The sequence below is a fragment of the Chelatococcus daeguensis genome, from assembly GCF_001887265.1.
Classification (GTDB): Bacteria; Pseudomonadota; Alphaproteobacteria; order Rhizobiales; family Beijerinckiaceae; genus Chelatococcus_A; species Chelatococcus_A sambhunathii.
On the sequence record NZ_CP018095.1, the window covers coordinates 1625422 to 1643992 of the forward strand.

Sequence of the window (18571 nt, forward strand, 5' to 3'; positions counted from 1 at the left end):
CTACTGCAGCGTGCCGCCTGCCGAAGAAAGATCTGCCGGCGGCACCTGCGGTGGCGGAGTGATGAAGAAGGGAGCCGCCGCGCTCGAGCGCTGGATGAGCGCATCGACATCGGGCAGGACGGCAGGGTCGTCCCAGCTGCCGCGGATCTTGAGCGGAAAGCCAGATGGCACGGCCGATGCCGCGGCCTTTGGCGGCGTGACGGTCGCGTCGAGCAGCAGCCGCCGATCGCCGACAAGGACGTGCCCGGTCATGAGGCCCCGCACACCTGGCGTCGTCATCTCCATCGTGCCGACGTCGGCGATGCCGCCGCTGATCGTTACCTGGCCCGTGATGCTCTCGAAGGGCGTGCGCCCGCCGCGCCATTCGAGCGCAGCGGCGAGCGGGCGCACTTCCGCGCGCCGGGCGAGCTCAGGCAGGTTAACGCCAGCGATGGATCCCGCCGAAATGTCGAACTGGCCTTGGCCGCGAAGGCCATGCGCGAGTTCGGCAAAGGAGGCGCCGGAGGCTTCCATCTGGAACTGGGCGGTGCCGCTTCCAGAGAGACGGGTGATGTTGCCGGCGTCGTTGAGGAGGCCGAGCAGGTCCACCTTGTCCGCCTGGCCGGAGAGCCGCACATCGTAGCCGGCGGGCGAGGGCGAGGCCGTGAGGCGCCCCTTGAGGGTGCCGCCGTAAAGGCCGGCCCGTCCCAGCGCGATTTCAAGCCGCCCGTTCCTGATCTGCATGGAGCCTGCGAGACTGTCGATCGGCATGCGCCCGAAATAGGCCTTGTTGATCGACAGCCGCAGGTCGAGGTCCGCCTGATCGAGGCCACGCGTGCCCAGTTGATCGCGGCTCCAGCCGCCGTCGGCGCCGCGCCTCGGCAGGAGGGGGCGCAGGAAACGCTCGAGCTGCAGCTCTTCGGCTGCCAGAGTGCCCGAGACGGCGAGCCGCGCCTGCTCGAAGCGCGCCGTGAGCGCACCGTCGATGCGGCGCCGGTCGATCTCGATGCTCGCCTGCGGCAGTGACAGTCCGCGCGACGACATGGACACCGAGCCGGCGAGCGAGAAGGTCTCGACGAGATGACCGAGCGGCACGATGCCGCCGAACTGGCTGTCGGCCCAGCGCAGGGACCGCGTCGCGACGCGCAGGTCGCCGTTGAGCTGGGGATCTTCGGCCCCGCGCACATCGCCTTTGAAGGCGAGGTCGCCGAACGGGCTCTGCAGCTGGATGGCGAGGGGAGAGGCGCGCCCGTCGACGATCGCGGCCGGTGAGAGGGAATCGAGGCGGATGTCTACCGGTTCGCCATGCCACTGCGTGGTGCCCGCTACGGCGAGCGGTCCGGTGAGCGAGGGCCAGTAGACGACGAGGTTGACCTGGTTGGCGAGCGCGGGGGCCTCGTCCTTTGCGCGCGTCAGCACGAGCCCGTCGATGATGATGAGCCGCCCGACATGCCGGCCGCGGGCCGTGCCGTTCCGCCGGCTCTCGATCTCGCGTCCGGTATGCGCGTTGAGCATGGCCCACAATTCGCGCAGCGTCCCGACACGGCTGAGGTCAAGCCGCGGCTGCACGAGCGTGACCTCGACGAGTTCCATGCGGCCGAGCAGAAGGGGCAGCAGCCGCAGTTCGCCGCGCAGCTGGCGGGCGCGCGCCACTTCCTCGCCTTGCGGCGTCTGCAGGCTGACGTTCTCCAGCTTGACGCGCGGCACGGGCAGGAGCGCGAAGGTGGCCCGCCCTTCGGTGGCGAGCCCGAGACCGGTCGTGCGCCGCATCTCCTCGCCGATGGATTCGGCGAGCGGCTTCGTGGCCAGCGTCCACGGCATCACGGCCATGACGCAGGCCGCAAGGACGGCGGCCGTCACGAGAAAGAGCTTGGACCTTGTCATCGCCACTCGCGTCCGGCATTGGCCCTGGCTCCGGGCCAATGGCGCAACTCAACCATCAGGCAGTCTGATCCGTTTACGCCGATTCAGACGTCTCGCATAGGATTCTCGTCCAGTTGCCCTCCTTTGCTCCCTGATATTGGCGCTTTATGGACATTGCGAGCCGCGCTATCACCGCGGGCGATGATCGAGGGAGGATAGTGACGATGACCCCTGCCGCACCTTTGTGGACCCCTTCGCCCGAGCGCGTGGCGGGAACGACCCTGCGGCGGTTCATGGACTTTCTCGGCGAGCGTGCCGGACGGCGCTTTGCCGATTACGCCGACATCCACGCCTTCTCCATCGCCGAGCGGGAGGCGTTCTGGTCGGCCCTGTGGGACTTCTGCGGCGTGATCGGCGAGAAGGGCGAGCGCATCCTCGTTGACGACCGCATGCCGGGGGCGAAGTTCTTCCCCGATGCGCGCCTCAACTTCGCCGAGAATCTCCTGCGCCGTAACGACGGCAGCGAGGCCATGGTCTTTGCCGGTGAGGACGGCTCTTCCCTGCGCCTCACCTGGGCTGAGCTCAATGCCCTCGTCTCGCGTCTGCAGCAATGGCTTGCCGCCCAGGGCGTCGGCGTCGGCGACCGCGTCGCGGCCATGATGCCGAACCGGCCCGAGACCATCGCCGCCATGCTGGCGACCGCCTCCCTCGGAGCTACCTGGTCCTCCTGCTCGCCGGACTTCGGCGTGCAGGGCGTCATCGACCGCTTCGGGCAGATCGAGCCGAAGGTCTTCATCGCCATCGACGGCTATTTCTACGCCGGCAAGCGCCTCGACCTGACCGACAAGGTGCGCGATGTGGTCGCGCGCCTGCCGAGCCTGGCGGCCGTGCTCGTCGTGCCCTATGTCGGCATCGCCGACGAGGTGGCGGCGAGCGTCGGCGACAAGGCGACGGCGCTGCCGGCGCTCACAGCCGAGTATGCAGCCAAGCCGGTGACCTACGAGCGGCTGCCGTTCAACCACCCGTTGTGCATCCTCTTCTCCTCCGGCACGACGGGCGTGCCCAAGTGCATCGTCCATGGCGCCGGCGGCACCCTGCTGCAGCACCTCAAGGAGCACCGCCTGCAGTGCGACGTCAGGGCCGGCGACCGCTTCTTCTACTTCACCACCTGCGGCTGGATGATGTGGAACTGGCTGGCTTCGGGCCTTGCCAGCGACGCGACGCTCATCCTCTTCGACGGCTCGCCCTTCCATCCCGAACCATCGGTGCTTTTCGATCTCGCCGAAAGGGAACGCATCACGCTTTTCGGGACCTCGGCGAAATATATCGACGCCTGCAAGAAGGCCGGACTCGCGCCCGCCCGCACGCACGATCTTTCCAGCGTCCGGCTCATCACGTCGACTGGCTCGCCGCTCGCGCCCGAGAGCTTCGATTATGTCTACGAGGCCATCAAGCAGGATGTGCATCTGGCCTCGATCTCCGGCGGCACCGACATCGTCTCCTGCTTCGTCGGCGGCAGCCCGATCTCGCCCGTCTACAAGGGCGAGATCCAGGCCGCCGGCCTCGGCATGGCGGTCGAGGTGTGGGACGAGGCGGGCAGGCCGATAAGCTCCGGCAAGGGGGAACTCGTCTGCACCCGCGCCTTTCCCTGCATGCCGGTGATGTTCTGGAACGATCCGGGCGGCAAGAAGTACCACGCCGCCTATTTCGAACGTTTCGACGGCATCTGGTGCCACGGCGACTTCGCCGAATGGACCGAGCACGGCGGCATCATCATCCACGGCCGCTCGGACGCCACGCTCAACCCGGGCGGGGTGCGCATCGGCACGGCCGAGATCTACGCCCAGGTCGAGCGCATTCCCGAAGTCGTGGAGGCGCTCGCCATCGGCCAGGAATGGGACAACGACGTGCGCGTCATCCTCTTCGTCCGGCTGCGGGAGGGCGCGGTGCTTGACGAGGCCCTGCAGGACCGCATCCGCCGCGAGGTGCGCTCGGGTGCGAGCCCGCGCCACGTGCCGGCCCGCATCGTGCAGGTGGCGGACATTCCGCGCACCAAATCCGGCAAGATCACGGAGCTCGCCGTGCGCGACGTGGTGCACGGCCGCGAGGTCAAGAACAAGGAGGCGCTGGCCAATCCCGAGGCCCTCGATCTCTACAGGGATCTGCCCGAGCTCAAGAAGTGATTGCGCCTGTCCGGCTTGCACTGTGCGCGCCGGCGCCGGGGCCTTGGGACGCAACCTTTCCGTCCCGCGCTCATCGCAGGCAACCATGCCTTGGCGTTGCGCAAGGCCTGACGGCGTGGATGGCCGGGACAAGCTCGGCCATGACGAAAAGGGACCGTGCCGCCTCCGTGCCGCTCACGGCCGGAACGAGGCCGGCCGGTCGACCTCGGAACTCGAGGCGCGCAGCGAGACGGCGTAGCGCCCACGGCTCATGCGGGCGAGCAGGATCACGGGCACGAGGCCGAAGACGACGATGAGCAGGGCGGCCACCGCGCCGTCCTCGTAGGTGCCGCGCGAGGCCTCGGCATAGAGGTGGGTCGCCAGCGTCTCGAAGTTGAGCGGCCGCAGCAGCAGCGTCGCCGGCAGCTCCTTCATGCAATCGACGAAGACGAGCAGGGCCGCGCCGAGAAGGGCGGGGCGCACCAGCGGCAGGTGCACGCCGAACATGGTGCCGAGCCGGCCCTGTCCCAGCGCCCGCGCCGCATGGTCGAGCGAGTGCGGGACCTTGGAGAGCCCCGCCTCGATGCCGCCATTGGCGATGGCGAGGAAGCGCACGACATAGGCATAGACGAGCGCCACGCCCGAGCCCGAGAGGATGAGGCCCGTCGAAATGCCGAAAAGGCTGCGCATCGCCCCGTCGACCGCATTGTCGAAGGCGGCGAGGGGCGTCAGCAGGCCGATGGCGAGCACCGTGCCGGGAATGGCATAGCCGACGCTGGCGAGCCGTGCCAGGACATTGGCCTCCCGCCGCTGCACGATGCGCGCCGTATAGGCGACGACGAGACCGAGCGCGATGGTGACGGCTGTGGCGACGGCCGCCATCGTCACCGTGTTGATCGTCTCCTCGAGAATGCCGGGGGAGATGCCGGCGAAGGACACGCGCTTGTAGGCCTCGTGGGCGAGGTGCAGCGCCGGCACGCAGAAGCCGAACAGGACGGGCAGGAAGCCGACGGCCAGCGCGCCAAGCCCGCGCGCGCCCGCGAGCCGCTGCGGCACGAGCCGCCGCGCCTGCTGCGCGGCCGCCGCGTAGCGCTGGCGGCGCCGCGCCCAGCGCTCGATGAGGATGAGGGAGATGACGAGCGCCAGCATGACGAGGGCGATCTGCGCCGCGCCCGGCAGGCTGGAGCGGTTGATCCACGTGGCGTAGATCGACACCGTGAGCGTGCGCACGCCGAGGAACTCGGAGGCGCCGATGTCGTTGAGCGCTTCCATCAGCGCAAGGCTGGTGCCGACCACGATGGCGGGACGGGCGAGCGGCAGTGCCACGTGGAAGAAGACGCGCCGGCGCCCGTGGCCGAGTGTGCGCGCCACCTCGACGAGGCTCGCCGCCTGCATCAGGAACATCGCCCGCGTCGACAGGTAGACGTAAGGGTAGAGCACGAGGCTGAGCAGGAGAATGCAGCCCCACATCGACCTGACGTCGGGAAACGGCAGGTCGCGCGGGTTGCTGATCGCGAACAGCGCCCGGATGGCCGTCTGCACCGGGCCGATCGGGTGCAGCACGTCGAGATACGTATAGGCGACGATGTAGGTCGGGATGGCGAGGGGCAGCAGCAGCGCCCAGTCGAGCACCGATCGTCCCGGGAAGTCGTAGGCCGTCACCAGCCAGGCCGTTCCCGTGCCGAGGACGATGACGAGCGCGCCGACACCGAAGAGAAGGATCGCCGTGTCGCGGATCGCCTGCGGCAGCACCGTGTCGACGAGATGCGGCCAGAGATCCCCGGAGCCCTGCGCCGCGAACCAGGCGAGCGCCGCGATGGGCGCGACGACGCCGAGCGCGATCACGCCCGCAGCGACGAGCCAGCCGGAGAGCGGAGGCAGGGTGAGGCGCCGTGGTGCTCCGGCGCGTCCCTCGCCGGCGGCGGCAATGGTCATCGGCCGGCTGTCCCGTTGCGCCGTTCCGACGGGAGACCGGCCTCCGCCGGCATGGAACGGAAACGAACAATCCCGGAGCGCTCAAGGAGCGCACCGGGACGGGGAAGCGTCCGCTTGGGGCTGGTCATCGAAACCTCGTGCGGAAGGCAGGCGAAGGAGCTTCGCCTGCCTCGCTGCCGCTCAGTTGTCGAAGCCGACCTTGTCGGCGAGCTCGCTCGCCGCCTTGCGGTGCTCGGCGATGTCGGTCAGCAGGGCGGGATCGACCTTCAGCTCGCCGAAGCTCGCGATGATCGGGTCGGCCTTCACGCCGGCCTTCACCGGATATTCGAAGTTCGCCTTCGCGTAGAGCTCCTGCCCCTCGTCCGACACGAGGAACTCGAGCAGCTTGACGGCCTCGTCCTTATTCGGCGCGTTCTTGGCGATGGCCGCGCCGGAGACGTTCACATGCGTGCCGCCATTGGCGAAGGTCGGCAGCACGACCTTGATGGCCTCGCCCCACTTCTCCTGGTCGGGACCGCCCTTGCCGGAGCGCATCAGACCGACATAGTAGGAATTGCCGATGCCGATGTCGCAGATGCCGCCGAGGATGTCGCGCGCCACCTCACGGTCACCGCCGCCGGCCTTGCGGGCGAGATTGGCCTTGACGCCCTTCAGCCACGCTTCGGCCTTCTCGGCGCCGTCCTTGGCGATGACGGTGGCAAAGAGGGCGGTGTTGTAGGGATGCTGGCCCGAGCGGATGCAGACCTTGCCCTTCCACTTGGGATCGGCCAGCTCTTCATAAGTGAAGGCATCGATGTTGGTGCGCTCCTTCGAGGCGTAGAGCACGCGGGCCCGCAGCGTCAGGGCGAACCAGTTGCCGTCCTTGTCGCGCAGGTTGGCGGGAATCGCCTCCTCAAGCACCTTCGACTGGACCGGCTGGGTGACGTTGCGGTCGACGAGATCGATGAGGTTGCCGAAATCGACGACCATCAACACGTCGGCTGGCGAGTTCTGGCCCTCGGCGGCTACACGCTCGCCGAGCCCGTCCTTGACGAAGACGGTGTTGACCTTGACGCCAGTCTTCTCGGTGAAGGCATCGAGCAGCGGCTTGATGAGGCCGGGCTCGCGCGTCGTGTAGAGGTTGACTTCCTGGGCGAGCACCGCGCCAGCGCCCATCCCAGCAGCAAGGAAAGAAGCGGCGCCGATGAGCGTGCGAGCATAGCGTTGCATGATTGTAGCCTCCCTCGGTCCGGGACGGGGCCCCAGCCTCGATCGCAACTTGCGTATGAGCAGAGGCGTATGCCGCCACGGGCACGGCGCGTCAACAAAATAACCAATCAAATCAATAATTTATAATCTCTCTAAAGAGCGACCGGTCAGAAATCGACTCCCGCCGGCCGCTCCTCGATGCCCTGCGGCATCGGTTGCGCTTGCGTTCCTCGCGGCGCCGGCGCGATCATGCTTACCGGCCGGCGTGGCCGTGCAATGGCATGCCGCGGTGGCGTCGCAAGGCTGGGGGAGACGATCATGGCAATGCCCGATGGCTTCAAGCGCATCACGCTGCACCTGGCGCGCTCGCGGGAGTTCCCACAGGGGTCGGCCCGACATGGCTATGAGATCGTTGCCCCGCTCGATGCGGAGAACCATCTCGATGTGGATGTATGGCGCAAGCACAGGGAGGCCTGTCGGGTGCGCCGCTTCTGGGCCGGCGAGCGGACGGAGCTCGGTCATCTCGTTCATCGCGCCGGCGGCATGGGCGGCTCGACCTGGGTGTTCGATTATGACGCCGCTGCGGGCGACGATGACGAGGCCGGTTTCCGTCTCGGCGACCATGTCTGGGTGCCGGGCGAATATGTCTCGATCCGTGATGATGAAGGCGAGATGCACACGTTCCGCGTCGTGACCGTCGAGGATGTCGGTTGAGGGCCGGAACGGGCGCGCCCTTCAGCCGTGGCCCGCAGTATTCGGCTTGCCGCCCGCAGGTACGGCTTCATGGGCGCCGTGGTACGGGCCCCGGCGCAACTATCCACCGTAACGTCCCCTCTTCCACTGCATCTTGGCCATGAGGGTGGTTGACCGTGGCCAAAACGCACTCTATATGCAGCCCACCTACGGCGGTGACCGCAATCGACCGGCACGGTTCTGTCGTGATCGGAATGGTTTAGGCAAATCAACGCCCTGTTGGGGGATAGTTTAACGGTAGAACAGCGGACTCTGACTCCGTTAGTCGTGGTTCGAATCCACGTCCCCCAGCCATCTGAAATTCAAGAACAATTCGTCCTGATGAGGAACGGCCGGCAGGGCCGTCCCGACGTTTTTTGCAGGCGTCGTCGTCTGGCCCGCCACGGGGACGCCTTGTGACCAACGAGGTCACGCTGCGCGGGCCGCGTGCTTCAGGGCAGGCCGCCGCGCAGCCAGTTGATGACCAGCGCAAGCAAGACGGCGAGCAGCATCACGGCAAGGATGATGAGGCAGCCGCTCGGTCGCATCTCACGAACGTCGTCCGGCGGCTCCTGTTCCGGCCCGTTGGCCATGGCCATCTCCCAACTGCGAGAATGCGCGTCACACGTCCGCAGGTGCGCCGCGGTTGCGGATTATGCACGGTACGGGCCGAATGCCGACGGCAAAGCCGCCATCGCGCACGTCATCAACGGTCCGCTGACGAGGCCGATTTGTGTTCGAGTGACCCGACATGTGATAACTCCCCGTCAGTTGTGTGCGTCGGAGCGGGCATGGTCGGAACGTCAACCGAGGAAGTCGAGCGACTTGCGCAGCGGCTCATGCAGGAAAGCGCCTCGGCCACGCGCCTGTCGTCACGCGAACGCATGGTGACCGCCGCCAAGATGCTCCGGGCGCTCGCCCGGGAACGGGACCAACTCGTGCAGGCGAGTGCCGCGCCAAGGCCCGTCCGGCGCATGCGGATGCTTCTCGAAGGGTTGCTGCGCGGTCGTTGAGGCCGCAAAGGGCGCCAGCGAGTGTCCGACGCCAGGCACGTGTCTCGAAGCCGATGGCAGCGAAGCGGCGTCGTTTTTGGCGCGCCCGGGCCGTCATCGCGGCCGGCGTTGCTGCCGCCAGCCTCGCCGCAAAAAAGTCCGAATTGCGGCAAGACTGCCCACAAATTGGCGATATTCCAAAGTTGTCATGGCTAAGAGACGCTGCCCGATTCGAGGGAGGGGCTGATGGCATGCGTATTCACCGGGGGCTGACGGTCGTCATTACACTGCTTGCGGCGATCGCTGTCGCGATGCAGGTTGATCTGTCGGGCCTGCTGGCTGCGATGGAGCGCGGCTTCGGACGCGAGACGATCTTCGCTTTCTTCTGTATATTATTGAATTTCTACCTGTCCTTCGTGCGCTTTCGCTATTCCTTCAGGGCGCTCGGCATCGGGGTGCCGGGAGGCCAGGCAGCGCGTGCCTTCGTGCTCGGCCATCTCGGCAACCAACTCATCTTCAGCGTCGTTGGCCAGGCGGTCGGACGCTCTGCGGTTCTCGCCGGGGCCGGCGTCTCTCCTTCGGCGATCACCTTCCTCAGCTTTCTCGAGCGCATGATCGCGCTCGGCTCTCTCCTCCTCTTCGCGCTGGCCGGGGGCGCCTATACCCTCGGCCGCATCATGTTCGACGTTGAAGGGGGCGGGGGGTACCTTGCCTATTTCGTTCTTTCGCTGATCGCCGTCGTGCTGTTGTACGGCCTCGCCAACCGGCGCCAGCTCAGGCGGCTCCTCGCCCAGCTGTCGGGGCAATTGGCTTGGCCAGTGCTCGCAGGCTGCTTCCTTCTCTCCGTGGTTGCCCATTGCGCCATGCTGGGTGCCTTCTATGCGCAGTTCTCGGCCTATGGCGAGCCCGTGCCGACTGTTGCGGCGCTTGCCGCCCTGTCGGTGGTCATGTTCCTTGCCGCATTGCCCATCAGCTTTGCGGGCTGGGGCATCCGTGAACTGAGCGCGGCGCATGTGCTCGGCGCGCTTGGCGTGCCTGCGGCGGTGGGCGCCGCGGTCGGGGTCGCCATCGGGCTCCTTTCGCTCGTTCTCGTCATCGGCTGCCTGATCGCCGTGCCGTTCATGACGATCCGGCCGAAACCGGTGACGGCCAGCGCGCCGGCGCCACAGATCGTGGCCAGCCGCAACGACATCGATCGGCTCTTTGCTGCGCTTGCCGCTTTCCTGCTGCCCGTGGCCGTGGTGTTCCAGCTCAGGGTGCCGATGCCGAGCCACTGGCTGAACGTGAACCTCGCCGATCTCCTTGCCGTGTCGGCCTCTGCGGTGCTGGCGCTGACCTGGGGCTGGACGCGCCCGCTGATAAGCCCGGCCCGCTGGGTCGTGCCACCGCTCGCGCTTCTCTCCGCCGCCATCGGCCTGTCGCTCACGATCGGCTATGTCAACCACGGCTTCCTGTCGTGGGCCTTCGTCAATCGCACCATGGGCTGGTTCGTCATCCTGTCCTATTTCGGCGTCGGCTTCCTGCTGTGGGCGCACAGCGGCCGGGCGCGTCTCTTGCGCGCCGTCCATCTGGCCGTGAGCGCGGTCAGCATCGTCGCCGCACTTCAGATCGTGCTCTATCTCGCCGGCAGCTATACGGCACTCGTGCCGGCCGGCATCAATCTGGTGCGGCTCGAAGGCTATCTGGCGGACAGCAATGCCTTCGCCTTCCAGTGCGTCATCGCCTTCATCGCCTTCTTCTGCCTCAGGGCTATGGCCGCCGTCAGCGGGCACAGGATGGGCATTCACCTCGCACCCGCCGTTCTCGTTGCGGCCGTCGTGCTTGCCCAGTCGCGCACCGGCTGGGTCCTGATGGGCACCGCGGTCGTTCTCACCGCCTTCTGGATGCCGGCGGTGCGCCGGGAACTGGCCCTGTCGATCGTGACGGGGCTCGCTTTCATCGCGGCCATCCCTCTCGTCGAGATGATCGTCACGGCGGCCATGTCGCTGCTTGCGTCGACGGGCGGCGTAAGCGGTGCGGGCGGCGGGGGCGGCGACGCGGGAGGCGCGCTCGTGCAGACCTTCGCACAGGGCATGCAGCGCGGCTACGCCGACAGCGAGCGCTGGGAGACCGTCTGGCGCGGGCTCGAGCTGTGGCGGGAGGCGCCGGTCTTCGGCCATGGGCTCGGCGGCTTCATCCACGACCGTCTCGTGCAGGGCAAGTCGAGCCAGGTCATCCACAACGTTCCCGTCTGGGTGCTGGCGGAGATGGGGCTCGTCGGCTTCGTGATGTTCGCCGCGGCCCTGCTGCTCTTCGTCCGCGGCCTCGTCCTCCAGCGCACGGCGCCCGGCGCGGCGCTGCCCGTCAATGCGGCGCTCATCTGCCTCGCCGCCTTCTGCCTCGGCGGCCTGACGCAGGATTTTTTCTACCAGCGCCTGTTCTGGTTCGTGCTCGGGCTGATGGTGCCGCTGGCCTGCAGCGCTCCCCGCCAGCCGGCGGTCGGCGTTCCTGCTCCGAGGCCGACCTGACCGACCCTTTGCGGGATCAGGCCGGCCTGCGCGCTTGGCACAGGCTGCCCCTCTATGTAGTCTGATTGCGAATGGATCGCGCAGGCGGCCGCATGGCATGCAGCGCTTGACCGGGAAATTCCGACCGTGACGGTCATCGACGACCTCGGCGCCTTTGAAGGCGCATCGCCGGTTCCGCCCTTCGAGACGCGCCAGACGCGAGGGGCGGAGGCGCTGCGCGAAGGCACCGACTCGCATGGGCGGCCGCATCGGCGCGGGCCGCGCCGCCGTTTGCGCAACCGGGACGGCCGCGGGCCGGCCTATGCGGCGCTCGATCTCGGCACCAACAACTGCCGCCTCCTCGTGGCGGAACCGACGCGCGGCGGCTTTCGCGTGATCGATGCCTTCTCGCGCATCGTGCGCCTGGGGGAGGGGCTCGGCACGGCCAATGTCCTCGGCGAGCCGGCCATCGGCCGCGCCATCGAGGCGCTGAAGATCTGCCGGGCCAAGATGGAGGCGCGTGGCGTCACCCGCGCACGTCTCATCGCGACGGAAGCCTGCCGCTCAGCCAGCAACGGGCCTGCCTTCGTCACCCGTGTCGCCCGCGAAACAGGGCTGACCCTCGAGGTCGTCGACCGGCGGACCGAGGCCTTCCTCGCCGTGCGCGGCTGCGCCAGCCTGCTCGATCCGCAGGCGGACGGTGCCATCGTCTTCGACATTGGCGGCGGCTCGACTGAGATTGTCTGGGTATCGGGCTTTGCCGGCGGCCTCGACGAGGATCCCGGCAGCCACGTGCAAGCGTGGGAATCATTGCCGACCGGCGTCGTCACCCTGGCGGAGCGGCACGGCGGCATCGACGTGACGCGCGACATCTTCGAGGCCATGGTGGACGAGGTCTCCGGGTTGCTCGCCGGTTTCGCGGAGCGGGCGCACGGGGCGAGCCGCGGGCGCCACTTCCATCTGCTCGGCACCTCCGGCACGGTCACAACGATCGCCGGCGTCCACCTCGACCTGCCGCGTTACGACCGGCGCCGCGTCGACGGCCTGTGGATGGCCAATGTCGATGCTACCCGTGTCATCGAGCGGCTCATCGCCGCCGAATACGGCGAGCGCGCCGCCAATCCCTGCATCGGCCGCGAACGGGCCGACCTCGTGCTCGCCGGCTGCGCCATTCTCGAGGCCATCCGCCGCGCCTTCCCTTGCGAGCGGCTGCGAATCGCCGACAGAGGTTTGCGGGAAGGCATCCTCATGGGCCTGATGGGCGAGGATGGCGTCTGGCAGAAGGGTGCGGCACGGTGAGTGATGCGGGTTCCGGCGGCAAGTCCGGGCGCAAGGCAGGGGGCGCAAAGGCGGGCGGCGCGAAGGCCGGCGGCGGGCGCGAGGGCCCGCATGGCCTGAAGGTGCGCGTCAAGACGGCCGGCAAGCGCTCCGTCGCCTCCACACGCTGGCTGGAGCGCCAGCTCAACGACCCTTACGTCGCCCGCGCCAAGCGCGAGGGCTACCGCTCGCGCGCCGCCTACAAGCTCATCGAGATCGACGACAAGTACAAGCTCTTCAAGCCCGGCCAGCGCGTGGTCGACCTCGGGGCGGCTCCCGGCGGCTGGTCGCAGGTTGCGGCGCGCAAGGTGGGCGTCGAGGCCGGGCGCGGGCGCGTCGTCGGCATCGATCTGCTCGACATCGAGCCCATCCCGGGCGTCGTCTTCGAACAGCTCGACTTCCTGAGCCCCGAAGCGCCGGAACGGCTCGTCGCCATGCTCGGCGGGCCGGCCGATGTCGTCATGTCCGACATGGCGGCCAACGCCACCGGCCACAAGAAGACCGATCACCTCAAGATCATGGGCCTCGCCGAGACGGCGATCGACTTCGCCCGCCAGGTGCTGGCGCCGGGCGGGATCTTCCTCGCCAAGGTGCTGCAGGGTGGCACGGAGAGTTCCCTCCTTGCGGATCTGAAGCGCGACTTCGCCACCGTCCGCCATGTGAAGCCCGCTGCGAGCCGCGCCGATTCTGCCGAGCTCTACGTGCTCGCGACCGGCTTCAGGCGACGCGCGAAGGATGAACCGCAAGATTCTGAAGAGACTCGCTGATCGGCGCTGGTTGAATCAGTTTCTGAACAGCCTGAATCGATTGCTCAGGAAGTTGAATCGGTTTTTAAGGTGCGGCCCGATCTGCAATCGCGCGCGCGGCAAGCCGGCGCGAAGGGCCACATGGCCGGATCCTTTGTCGCGGGCGATAATCCGCGCTCCTCGACCGCTACGCCATCCTGGAACGTGACCGGCCTTGATGACCGTGACGTTCCGGCCGAGCTTATCGGGCGAATGGCGTTGCGGACGGCTGCACCCGCGGTTGCCGGTCGCGCGGTGATCGCGAGAACTTGTGCGCTGCCGTGGCCATCACAGACCCGTCGACGATTGCGTCCGGCACCGCATTGGTGTCTGACGGAGACGGCACGCAGGGGAGTGATGAATTGTGACCGGCGAAGTCGCGATCAGGCTCGGCGCCTTTGTCGCCGTCTTTGCGGCCATGGCGCTGTGGGAGGTGCTGGCGCCGCGCCGGCACGATCTCGCCGACCGGCCGGTGCGCTGGACGAACAACCTCGGCATCCTGCTCGTTGACGCGCTCGTCGTGCGCCTCGTCGCGCCAGCCTCAGCGGTCGGCATCGCGCTCGCCGTCGAGGCGAAGGGCTGGGGGCTGCTGCCGCTTCTCGGCGCGCCCTATTGGCTCGCCGTCCTCCTGAGCGTCGTGATTCTCGATCTCGTCATCTACGCGCAACATGTTGTCTTTCATCATGTTCCGCTGCTCTGGCGCCTGCACCGCATGCACCATGCCGATACGGTGATCGACGTGTCGTCGGGCGGGCGCTTCCATCCCGGCGAGATCCTCCTGTCGCTCGCCATCAAGGGTGTGGCCATCCTCGTCCTCGGCGCGCCGGCGGTGGCCGTGCTCGCCTTCGAGGTGCTGCTCAATGCCACCTCCATGTTCAACCACGCCAACATTCGCATCCCGCCGAGGCTCGAGCCGATGCTGCGCTGGCTCGTGGTGACGCCGGACATGCACCGGGTGCACCATTCCATCCTGCGCCGCGAGACGGATAGCAACTTCGGCTTCAACCTGCCGTGGTGGGATAGGCTGTTCGGCACCTATCGCGCCGAGCCGGAAAAGGGGCACGAGGCCATGACGCTCGGGCTCGATGAGTTCCGCGACCCGCGCGAGCGCTGGCTCGATCGCCTCGTCACCCAGCCCCTGCGCAACGGGGACCAGGGTTGAGCGCAGCGTCCTTGCTCCTGCCGGTTCCAGCCCTTATCCGGGCTGCAGCTTCGACGGGAGGGCGCTCATGAACCTGCTTTTCGACCTCGACGGCACCATCACCGACCCCAAGCCCGGTATCACAGGTGCCGTACGCTATGCGCTCGCGGCGCTCGGCAAGCCCGCGCCGGCCGAGGACGATCTCGCCTGGGTCATCGGCCCGCCGCTGCGCGACACGTTCCGGACCTTGCTCGGCGAGGCGCTGGTCGAGCCGGCGATCGGCCTTTACCGCGAGCAATACGGCGCGACCGGCTACAAGGACGCACTCGTCATTCCCGGCATGCCGGAGACGCTCGACAGGCTCGCCACGGACGGCTACCGCCTCTTCGTCGCCACCTCCAAACCGCACTTCTACGCGCGGCGCGTGCTCGCCCACTTCGGCCTCGACAGCCGCTTCATCACCATCCACGGCGCGGAGCTCGACGGCACGCACGATAACAAGGGCGAACTCATCAGCTACATTCTCGCGACCGAAGGGCTCACCGCGGCCGAGACGCTGATGATCGGCGACCGCGAGCACGACGTGCTCGGCGCCGCCCGCAATGGCGTGCCCTGCATCGGTGTCGCCTGGGGCTACGGCAGCCATGCCGAGCTGACCGAGGCGGGCGCGCGCCACATCTGCGCGGCGCCCGGCGAGCTGCCGGACGCCATCGCCGGTCTCTTCGCGCCGGCCTGAGGCCTCAGCGGCCCGGCATGTTGTCCTGCACCGCCTCGGCCGTGATCTGCCGCGAGGTGCGCGCGTGCCCGGAAACCTCGGCCCCCGCATCGGGCGCGAGGCGCAGCCAGTAGGCGAGCGAGGTGAGGGAGACGAGCGTGACAATGAGGAAGGCCGGCGCGAAATCGCCGGCCGTCAGGCCGTCGGTGCCGCGCACGTAGCCGGTCGCCTCCAGCGCCAGCGCCCCGATGGCGACGCCCATGGAGAGCGAGATCTGCTGCGACACGCTGGCGAAGCTCGTGGCGAGGCTCATGTCGCGGCTCGTCACGTCCGCATAGCCGACGGCATTGATGCTGGTGAACTGCAGCGAGCGGAAGAACCCGCCGATGAGCAGCACCGTGATGATGACGACGTGCGGCGTCTCGGGCGTGAAGAGGCCCGTTGCCGCGAGGAAGGCGCAGGCGATCACGCAATTGACGACGAGCGTGCGGCGGAAGCCGAACATGCGCAGAATGCGGGCGGCGAGCGTCTTCATGAACATGGCGCCGGCCGCCGCGGCGAAGGTCAGGAGGCCCGACTGCAAGGCGTTGAGCCCGAACCCGAGCTGCAGCATCAGCGGCAGCAGAAAGGGCACGGCGCCAACGCCGATGCGGAACAGCGACCCGCCGACGACACCGGCCCGGAAGGTCGCAATGCGCAGGAGCGCGAGATCGAGCACCGGATGCGCCGCGCGCCTGGCGTGACGCCAGTAGAAGAAGAGCATGACCGCGCCGGCGGCGACGAGCAGCACCGACACCTCCTCCGAGACGAGATGCCGCCCGCCGGTGGCGAAGCCCATCATGAGCGCCGAGAGCCCGATGGCGGTCATGGCGAAGCCGGCGAGATCGAGCGGCGGCACGTCCTCCTCGCGCACGTTCTCGATGAAGACGCTGGCGAGGACGATGCCGACGAGGCCGATGGGGATGTTGATGAAGAAGATCCAGCGCCAGTCGAAGAAGGTGGAGATGAAGCCGCCGAGCGGCGGGCCGACGACCGGGCCGATCATCGCCGGAATGGTGAGATAGGCGAGGGCCTGCACCATCTCGGCCTTCGGCACCGTACGCAGGATGACGAGGCGGCCGACCGGCACCATCATCGCCCCGCCCATGCCCTGGACGAAGCGGGCGAAGACGAACCATGCGAGCGAATTGGCGAGCGCGCAGAGCAGCGAGCCAGCCATGAAGATGAGGATGGCGGCGCGGAAGATGGTGCGCGCGCCGAAGCGGTCGGCCATCCAGCCGCTGACGGGAATGAAGACGGCGAGGCTGACGAGATAGGAGGTGAGGGCCAGCTTGAGCGCGATGGGATCGACGGCGAGGTCGCGGGCGATCACGGGCAGGCTCGTCGCCAGCACCGTCGAGTCCATGTTCTCCATGAACAGGGCGCAGGCGACGATCAGCGGGACGAGGACGTTGCGTGACACGGCAGGACCCATCGGGCGGGAGCAGCAGACCAACGGCCCGTTGCGGTGGGTGGTTCCTCTTAGCACAGCCCCCCAGCGCCGGTACCGCGACCACCGGGCAGGTCGCCGGCGACCTATGCAACCGCTGCAGGCAAGCGATCGCTCGCCGCGGTGCGGGCAAGCGGTAGAGCAGACGGCACACTTTTCACGCGGCACCGCAACATGCCACTCGACGCGCCGGCCACAGGCGTGTTACAGGCCGCTGCCAACTCAACGACGCAGCCCGAGCCCGATGAGTCCCGCAGCGGGCTGCCGAAACGGCCATGAAAGGGTTGGCGATGCCGGTCATCCGCGACGGTTCCTTCCGCGAAGCGCTCACCTTCGACGACGTCCTGCTGCAGCCGGGTCATTCGGATGTCCTGCCCAGCCAGGTCGCTGTCGGCACGCGGCTGACGCGCTCCATTTCCCTCAACCTGCCGATCCTCGCCTCGGCGATGGACACGGTGACCGAGGCGCGCATGGCTATCGCCATGGCGCAGAACGGCGGCATGGGCGTCATCCACCGCAACCTCACGCCCGAGCAGCAGGCGGACGAGGTGCGCCTCGTCAAGAAGTTCGAATCCGGCATGGTGGTGAACCCGGTCACCATCCACCCCGAGGCGACGCTCGCCGAGGCGCTGGCGCTGATGAAGAACCACGGCATCTCCGGCATTCCGGTGGTCGAGCGCGGGCCGGGCGGCCACAACGGCAAGCTCGTCGGCATCCTCACCAACCGCGACGTGCGCTTTGCCGACAATCCGAACCAGAAGGTCTCGGAGCTGATGACCAAGGACCGTCTCATCACGGTCCGCGAGGGCGTGAGCCAGGACGAGGCGCGGCGCCTGCTGCACCAGTTCCGCATCGAGAAGCTGCTCGTCGTCGACGATCACTACCGCTGCATCGGCCTCATCACCGTCAAGGATATGGAGAAGCAGGTCACCTATCCGAATGCCGCCAAGGACGACCAGGGCCGCCTGCGTGTCGCCGCCGCCACGACGACCGGCGAGGAAGGCTTCCTGCGCGCCGAGATGCTCATCGACGCCGGCGTCGATGTCGTCGTCGTCGACACCGCGCACGGCCATTCGCAGAAGGTGCTGGACGCCGTCACCCGCGTGAAGAAGCTCTCCAACGCCGTGCAGGTGGTAGCCGGCAATGTCGCGACCGCGGACGGCACCCGGGCACTGATCGACGCCGGCGCCGACGCCATCAAGGTCGGCATCGGCCCGGGGTCCATCTGCACCACACGCATCGTGGCCGGCGTCGGCGTGCCCCAGCTCACCGCCATCATGGACGCGGCGAGCGTCGCCGCGGCGCAGGACGTTCCGATCATCGCCGACGGCGGCATCAAGGCCTCGGGCGACCTCGCCAAGGCGCTCGCCGCCGGGGCCGAATGCGTCATGGTGGGCTCGCTCCTCGCCGGCACGGACGAGACGCCGGGCGAGGTCTTCCTCTGGCAGGGCCGCTCCTACAAGGCCTACCGCGGCATGGGCTCGGTCGGCGCCATGGCGCGCGGCTCGGCCGACCGCTACTTCCAGCAGGACATCAAGGACACGCTGAAGCTGGTGCCCGAGGGTGTCGAGGGGCAGGTGGCCTACAAGGGCCCGGTCTCGAGCGTGCTGCACCAGCTCTCCGGCGGCCTTCGGGCGGCGATGGGCTATGTCGGCGCGAAGGACCTTGCCGAGTTCCGCGAGAAGGCGACCTTCGTGCGCATCACCGGCGCGGGCCTGCGCGAGAGCCACGTGCACGACGTCACCATTACGCGCGAGAGCCCCAACTACTCGACGCGCGGCTGAGCG

General features: G+C 68.0%; 14 protein-coding genes and 1 tRNA gene. 10 read left to right on the forward strand and 5 right to left on the reverse strand.

Translation table 11 applies throughout. The features are described 5' to 3' along the window. Window positions 1-1863 (reverse strand): AsmA family protein, encoded by a 1863-nt coding sequence (locus BOQ54_RS07760; RefSeq protein ID WP_071923649.1) that lies wholly within the window; start codon window positions 1861-1863, stop codon window positions 1-3. A gap of 203 nt (window positions 1864-2066) precedes the next feature. Between BOQ54_RS07760 and BOQ54_RS07765 the strand changes: the two genes are divergently transcribed. After that, window positions 2067-4025: an acetoacetate--CoA ligase gene (locus BOQ54_RS07765; protein WP_055459991.1), complete on the forward strand. Its 1959-nt coding sequence runs from the start codon at window positions 2067-2069 to the stop codon at window positions 4023-4025. A gap of 174 nt (window positions 4026-4199) precedes the next feature. Here BOQ54_RS07765 and BOQ54_RS07770 read toward each other — a convergent pair whose 3' ends face one another. Beyond that, window positions 4200-5939: an ABC transporter permease gene (locus BOQ54_RS07770; protein ID WP_071923650.1), complete on the reverse strand. Its 1740-nt coding sequence runs from the start codon at window positions 5937-5939 to the stop codon at window positions 4200-4202. Window positions 5940-6119: 180 nt separating this feature from the next. Then, window positions 6120-7094: a Fe(3+) ABC transporter substrate-binding protein gene (locus tag BOQ54_RS07775; protein WP_425349152.1), complete on the reverse strand. Its 975-nt coding sequence runs from the start codon at window positions 7092-7094 to the stop codon at window positions 6120-6122. 357 nt (window positions 7095-7451) lie between these two features. Between BOQ54_RS07775 and BOQ54_RS07780 the strand changes: the two genes are divergently transcribed. Together BOQ54_RS07780 and BOQ54_RS07785 are read left to right on the forward strand one after the other, a co-directional pair. Then, entirely contained in the window at window positions 7452-7841 is a 390-nt protein-coding gene (locus tag BOQ54_RS07780; protein ID WP_082464847.1) for a hypothetical protein, read from the forward strand. 259 nt (window positions 7842-8100) lie between these two features. After that, window positions 8101-8174: transfer RNA gene (locus tag BOQ54_RS07785), tRNA-Gln, on the forward strand. A 137-nt stretch (window positions 8175-8311) separates the two neighbouring features. On the opposite strand, the gene BOQ54_RS20020 is transcribed toward BOQ54_RS07785, so the two are convergent. Next, window positions 8312-8452: a hypothetical protein gene (locus tag BOQ54_RS20020; RefSeq protein ID WP_157672588.1), complete on the reverse strand. Its 141-nt coding sequence runs from the start codon at window positions 8450-8452 to the stop codon at window positions 8312-8314. 198 nt (window positions 8453-8650) lie between these two features. Here BOQ54_RS20020 and BOQ54_RS07790 point away from each other — a divergent pair, with 198 nt between their 5' ends. The 6 genes from BOQ54_RS07790 to BOQ54_RS07815 all read left to right on the forward strand — a co-directional run bounded on the left by BOQ54_RS07790 (window position 8651) and on the right by BOQ54_RS07815 (window position 15316). Continuing rightward, the gene (locus BOQ54_RS07790; RefSeq protein ID WP_055459987.1) at window positions 8651-8872 is read left to right on the forward strand and encodes a hypothetical protein; all 222 of its coding nucleotides are present in this window, start codon (window positions 8651-8653) and stop codon (window positions 8870-8872) included. Window positions 8873-9102: 230 nt separating this feature from the next. Further along, window positions 9103-11358 carry a lysylphosphatidylglycerol synthase transmembrane domain-containing protein gene (locus BOQ54_RS07795; RefSeq protein WP_071923651.1) on the forward strand — a complete coding sequence of 752 codons (2256 nt, stop codon included), beginning with the start codon at window positions 9103-9105 and terminating at the stop codon, window positions 11356-11358. A gap of 135 nt (window positions 11359-11493) precedes the next feature. Beyond that, window positions 11494-12636, forward strand: coding sequence for a Ppx/GppA phosphatase family protein (locus BOQ54_RS07800; RefSeq protein WP_425349151.1), 1143 nt, complete (start codon window positions 11494-11496; stop codon window positions 12634-12636). Beyond that, a complete protein-coding gene (locus tag BOQ54_RS07805; RefSeq protein ID WP_425349147.1) occupies window positions 12633-13421 on the forward strand; it encodes an RlmE family RNA methyltransferase in 789 nt (262 codons plus the stop codon). The genes BOQ54_RS07800 and BOQ54_RS07805 overlap by 4 nt, the downstream gene beginning before the upstream one ends. Before the next feature lie 382 nt (window positions 13422-13803). After that, window positions 13804-14601, forward strand: a complete 798-nt coding sequence (locus BOQ54_RS07810; protein ID WP_245316322.1) for a sterol desaturase family protein — start codon at window positions 13804-13806, stop codon at window positions 14599-14601. 67 nt (window positions 14602-14668) lie between these two features. After that, window positions 14669-15316, forward strand: a complete 648-nt coding sequence (locus BOQ54_RS07815; protein WP_055459984.1) for an HAD-IA family hydrolase — start codon at window positions 14669-14671, stop codon at window positions 15314-15316. A gap of 4 nt (window positions 15317-15320) precedes the next feature. Here BOQ54_RS07815 and BOQ54_RS07820 read toward each other — a convergent pair whose 3' ends face one another. After that, window positions 15321-16769: a DHA2 family efflux MFS transporter permease subunit gene (locus BOQ54_RS07820; protein WP_071923653.1), complete on the reverse strand. Its 1449-nt coding sequence runs from the start codon at window positions 16767-16769 to the stop codon at window positions 15321-15323. Window positions 16770-17074: 305 nt separating this feature from the next. Between BOQ54_RS07820 and guaB the strand changes: the two genes are divergently transcribed. Continuing rightward, window positions 17075-18568, forward strand: a complete 1494-nt coding sequence (guaB, locus tag BOQ54_RS07825) for an IMP dehydrogenase (protein ID WP_071923654.1) — start codon at window positions 17075-17077, stop codon at window positions 18566-18568. The last annotated feature ends 3 nt before the right edge of the window (window positions 18569-18571 follow it).